This window comes from Candidatus Zixiibacteriota bacterium, from assembly GCA_034439475.1.
In the GTDB taxonomy this organism is placed as follows: Bacteria; Zixibacteria; MSB-5A5; order GN15; family FEB-12; genus JAWXAN01.
Genome location: JAWXAN010000069.1, coordinates 1 through 4713, shown reverse-complemented (window position 1 = coordinate 4713; position 4713 = coordinate 1). Strand labels below are relative to the sequence as shown.

Here is a 4713-nt window from a genome sequence, read left to right as displayed (position 1 = left end):
CGAAGAATCAAGGCCAAATTCCCCAGCACGTCATTGCGAGTTTCACTTTCTTAAGTGAAACGTGGCAATCTCATATTCTCTTCTCTCTGGTACGGGCCAAAGATTTTCGAATCCGCCAATGGAGGACGTCCCGCGCGAAGATGTACTAACGTGCCGAATGGGGTCGCCCAAAGCCCGTTAGTCCAGCTCTTTGTCGATTTCGTATTTTTTGATTTTATCGAAGAGGGTCGTGTAGTCTATCTTTAGAATCTCGGCGCATTTCCGTTTGTTGCCGCGGACTTGTTTTAGAACGCGTAGGATAGTTGATTTCTCAGCACGCATCTGAGCATGTGCGCCAATCTCCTTGAGGCCAGCTCCTTCTCGCAACTGAATCTCATTCATGCGCTGAAGTCGAATCGCAAGATATTCAGGCGAGATTTTTTTACCCTCGGCCAGTATCACCGCGCGCTCGACGGTGTTTTCTAATTCGCGCACGTTGCCGGGCCAGTGGTATTTGGTCAGCAGATCGAGTGCCTCACGGGTGAGCACTTTGGTCGGTTTTTTCATTTCACGGCAATATTTGGCAATAAAATAATCGGAGAGGGCGCTGATGTCACTCGAACGTTCGCGAAGCGGCGGAATATTGAGCGGAAAGACTGAAAGGCGGTAATATAAATCTTCGCGAAATTTTTTGGTTCTGATAAGTTCCGCCAGATCCATGTTTGATGCCGCAATAATCCGAACATCGATGTCGACTGTCTTCGTCCCGCCAAGCCTTTCGAAATTTTTCTGCTGAAGGACACGAAGCAGTTTTGCCTGGAGCGAAACATCGAGATCACCTATTTCATCGAGAAAGATTGTTCCGGAGTTTGCAATCTCAAACTTTCCCATCTTACGGGCATGGGCGCCGGTGAAAGCCCCTTTTTCCGAGCCAAACAATTCATTTTCCAAAAGCTCATGGGGAATTGCGGCGCAGTTGAGGGCGATATACGGTTTGTCTTTTCTATCTGATAGCGAATGAATGGCCCGCGCAAAAAGCTCTTTTCCAGTTCCCGATTCACCGTTGAGCAAAACCGAGGCATCGCTTTTGGCGACCTTCTGCACCATCTGCGATAGCTCGATCATCTTCTCATCTTTGCCGATGATGTTATCTATTCCATAGTCGGCCAGAAGTTCCTGACGCAGCAACGTGTTCTCAGCAACCATGCGGCGGTTTTCGAGCGCGCGATTTACCAGCACACAGAGGTGTTCAGTATCGAACGGTTTAGTTATAAAATCATACGCGCCGCTTTTCATGGCATTGACAGCATCTTCGATTGTGCCGTAGGCAGTCATGACAATGACCGAGGTCTCGCAGTCGAGTTCTTTGATGCAGTTTAGCACTTCAAGTCCGGAAATATCCGGCATTTTCAGGTCGGTCAGCACTAAATCGTAGGATTTATTGCGGATAAGGTCGAGGGCTTTTTTCCCGTCATGAGCGCTGTCTACCCGATGACCTTCGCGTGTGAGGGTCTCGGTCAACATCCCACGCATAGAGTCTTTGTCGTCGACCACGAGGATATTCGGCATGTGTACTCCTTGGAGCGTTATCGTCACCTTCGCGACCTGCCTGCTTTGATAGCGGGATGGCCTTATGCCTTATATATCGGAATATCTTTGAGGTGATATAGTCTCAGGATGAGCAAATTTTGGACAGAAGATAGAGCGGTAATTAGTATTTTGATATTTTGACAGATTTACGAGTTCCGCAAACTTCGGAATAGAGAAACACCGGTTTGTACGAGGCCGATTTGATAAGGGGGAAATTGGGGTTGAGGGTCAGTTTGTAATAGCCTGCTCCAAGAAGTTGCATGGTCAATGGGCGAAGTACCTCGCGTTTTTCGTTTACAATGTTCACCGTGGTCATACAGTTGGGCCGTGTTACAACAAAATCAATTGAGATAACCGATGTGCTCGACGGCATCATTTCATCTTTGGGAATAGAGTCGACGCGAGAGGCTTGGATTAGCGTATAGACTGAATCCGATTGAAGAACCACCGGATCAACCCAGACCTTCTCGTAGTCCCCTTTGCCATCTTCATTTTTCGACCCTCCGGGGCCACCGCAGCCCGAAAGAACAAAAAGAATAAACAGTACAATCCCAGTCAGAAGCAGTTTTATCGTTGTGGACATAAGACCTCTCGAGAATGAACCCAGTTCTTGACGGTAGAGTGAATATAATGCCTCGCCGACTCTGTTTTTTCCGGCGGCGACCAAGTTAGGATATGCACTCCCTTATATAGAAGTGAATCGGTCAGCGGGCGGCTTACAATGCGTTTGGCATAATCAATAATTTCCGCGCTCACGAGAATCGAGTCAGCCAGGACTTGAATTGGGATTTCAAATGGTTTGGCGGTGTCCTGTTCCATAAATCTCATATCCCGCTCGCCCTCTTCGTATTGGGCCACCAGATCGGCGTACTTGCTCTTCCCACAGTCATTTATCACTGCGCGGTATTTGCCCTGTGGGACAAAACAACCGGAATCATCGAGTTTATCCCAGTAGTAGTTATGAAATCCCCTGCTGAGAGTTCGATCGAGAAGACGTCTTACTTTTTCACCAGAGTAGGCGTAAATATCGATAGTTACCTGACAGCCGCTTGGCCGGTCAATCGGCACCCAAATCCTCACCCTGTTGGCCTCCTCGCTACTGGCAGGCGGAGGAGAGATATTCTGCTCTCCCCCATGGGCAAAATTTGCCACCATAACTAAAAAAATTAGATAACTGGCACTTACAAGTGGAACAAAGAACAAGCGAGGCATAGTTAGATAATACTTCAAGTATTGTTTAGGGCAAATAGAAAGTTTGCTCATTCCCTCAGGCCTTATACCAGCCAAACTGTATCCGAGTCAGGAATAATTAGCATACAAAAAAAACACCGGGCGTTCATTACGCCCGGTGAGGTGTCTGAAAAGGAATTCAGAAAAATCTTAGAAAGAACGCTTGCGGCTGATAAGTCCGGCGCCAAGCAGGCCGAGTCCGAAGATTGCAAAAGTTGCGGGTTCAGGATCGGCATCGTTAGAACCACGTCCTTTTGTATAGTCCATCATCAATACCGCATGGTCGATGCGAAGTGACCATTCGTTCCCATAGACGGAGACTCCGAGCGAGCCATTGTTCCAAAAGCCGGGTGTGGCCCCAAGTGCGAGATTATAAGTCGTGTTATCAAAGAAGGTACGATTCAGCGGATCCCAATCCCATGAGCCGCCAATGCTGACCGTATTTCCGCTATTGTCAATGGCATAGCCGTCGATCCAAAGCTTGGCTCGTGTGACAACATCCGGGGGGACGTTGAGTCCACCAGGAAGCGTATGGGCCCAGCTCAGCGAACGATTGAGGGATGGGTTTGTGCCGATCCAGACGCCTCCGAAAATCGCGTCGGGACGTTTTTCGTAGAAGTCGACCGAAGAAGCATACTTTAGGTATGAAAGTCACCGAGCCAGAAAAAGTGGACAATGAGACTTAAACCGACCACAATTTGCAAATCTGTTCACTTTTTGCACCACGTGACGATCTATTTTCTGACTGAGCCGAGGTAAATTGCAGTGAGTGTGATGGCGGCACCTATGGATTGGATTCCGTCAAGATGCTCATGGAAAATCAAGGCCCCGAAGAGTGTAGCCAAAGTCGGCTGCAAAAGAAGAATAAGCGAAGCCCTATGGGTTTCAATTTTACTGAGGGTTCGAGCTATTGCCCACCAGCCGAAAATCTGGACGACAACGCCCAGCGCGAAGAGCAACAGCCAACTTGAGATGTTCGAAGGTATCATCGGATAATGCTCAAATGCGGCGATTATCCCCAGAAAAAATGCCGTGACGACACAACTGTATCCCATGAAGACAAGCGTATCGGGTTTGCTGCGATCCATGCCGCTCTTTTTTAGGCTCACAATATAGGCCGCATATGCAACACCGGTAATAAGACCGAAAACAATGCCGCGAATGTATTGGTCGTCAAAATTGATATTTTTGCTGAAAACTCCGACTAACATTGCCACACTCAGAAGAGCCGCAGTCGCCGCAACAAAGAATCTGACCGTCAATCTTTCCTTAAACAGAAAATAGCTGAGGATTGCTGAGCCAAAAACCTGGGTGTTTCCCAGAATTGTTGCGAGTCCCGCGCCGGTGTATATAATGCTTCGGTGCCAAAAGAAGATATCGGCGGCAAAAAAGAAGCCGGCAAGGAGAGCCCATTTTAGCGCACGGGGTGTAAGGCGGAGTTGCTTTTTGAGGGCGAGAGATAACACCAAAAAACCCAGGGCGCCAATGAGGGTACGCCAAAAACCAATGGCAGTCGGGCCGAGTGCGTTCTGTCCGATGGCCTTCACAAGGATAGGGGAGAGGCTTATGACCACGGCTCCCACGGTGAGCAGGGTTATATCGCGAGCGGTGTGACGTGTGATGTGGCTTGAAGGGGACGAATTCACCCGCCAAACATATCTGATTGTATTTCTCGGGAGAAGGAGAAAATAGGGAATATGTCAGACATGAGATTGCCACACCCCTCTAAGAATCGGGGCCCGCAATGACGAGGTTGGGAGTACGCTTGGATCTTCGGTAGCCCAGCCAACGGCTGGGTGTTTCCTGTCCAGTGTGGGAATAGGTGGCCTGCGGCGATTTAGCAATCACTCGCGGAAGCAAAGCTGGTGCACGAGGACGTACATCAGCCACAAAATCCATCGGCGTTTTCTGTTG

Annotated in this window: 6 protein-coding genes; all 6 read right to left on the bottom strand. The window is 48.8% G+C overall.

The annotated features are described in order from the left end of the window. Positions 1 to 177: 177 nt before the first annotated feature. Positions 178 to 1548 carry a sigma-54 dependent transcriptional regulator gene (locus tag SGI97_09670; protein ID MDZ4724155.1) on the bottom strand — a complete coding sequence of 457 codons (1371 nt, stop codon included), beginning with the start codon at positions 1546 to 1548 and terminating at the stop codon, positions 178 to 180. Between the two features lie 142 nt (positions 1549 to 1690). Further along, entirely contained in the window at positions 1691 to 2152 is a 462-nt protein-coding gene (locus SGI97_09665) for a hypothetical protein (protein MDZ4724154.1), read from the bottom strand. Then, complete coding sequence (locus SGI97_09660; GenBank protein MDZ4724153.1) at positions 2137 to 2781, bottom strand: hypothetical protein; 645 nt, start codon at positions 2779 to 2781, stop codon at positions 2137 to 2139. Before SGI97_09660 ends, SGI97_09665 begins: the two co-directional genes overlap by 16 nt. 168 nt (positions 2782 to 2949) lie before the next feature. Further along, positions 2950 to 3069: a PEP-CTERM sorting domain-containing protein gene (locus SGI97_09655; GenBank protein ID MDZ4724152.1), complete on the bottom strand. Its 120-nt coding sequence runs from the start codon at positions 3067 to 3069 to the stop codon at positions 2950 to 2952. 464 nt (positions 3070 to 3533) lie between these two features. Beyond that, on the bottom strand, positions 3534 to 4445 hold the full coding sequence (locus SGI97_09650) for a DMT family transporter (protein ID MDZ4724151.1): 912 nt from the start codon (positions 4443 to 4445) through the stop codon (positions 3534 to 3536). A gap of 79 nt (positions 4446 to 4524) precedes the next feature. Continuing rightward, positions 4525 to 4713, bottom strand: a 189-nt coding sequence (locus tag SGI97_09645; GenBank protein ID MDZ4724150.1) for a hypothetical protein, incomplete at its 5' end; no start/stop codon positions are given.

What these genes read in the sequence shown, in the direction of transcription:
- SGI97_09670 (MDZ4724155.1), bottom strand. Translation starts at nt 1,548, where the DNA reads ATGCCGAATATCCTCGTGGTCGACGACAAAGACTCTATGCGTGGGATG.
- SGI97_09665 (MDZ4724154.1), bottom strand. Translation starts at nt 2,152, where the DNA reads ATGTCCACAACGATAAAACTGCTTCTGACTGGGATTGTACTGTTTATT.
- SGI97_09660 (MDZ4724153.1), bottom strand. Translation starts at nt 2,781, where the DNA reads ATGCCTCGCTTGTTCTTTGTTCCACTTGTAAGTGCCAGTTATCTAATT.
- SGI97_09655 (MDZ4724152.1), bottom strand. Translation starts at nt 3,069, where the DNA reads ATGATGGACTATACAAAAGGACGTGGTTCTAACGATGCCGATCCTGAA.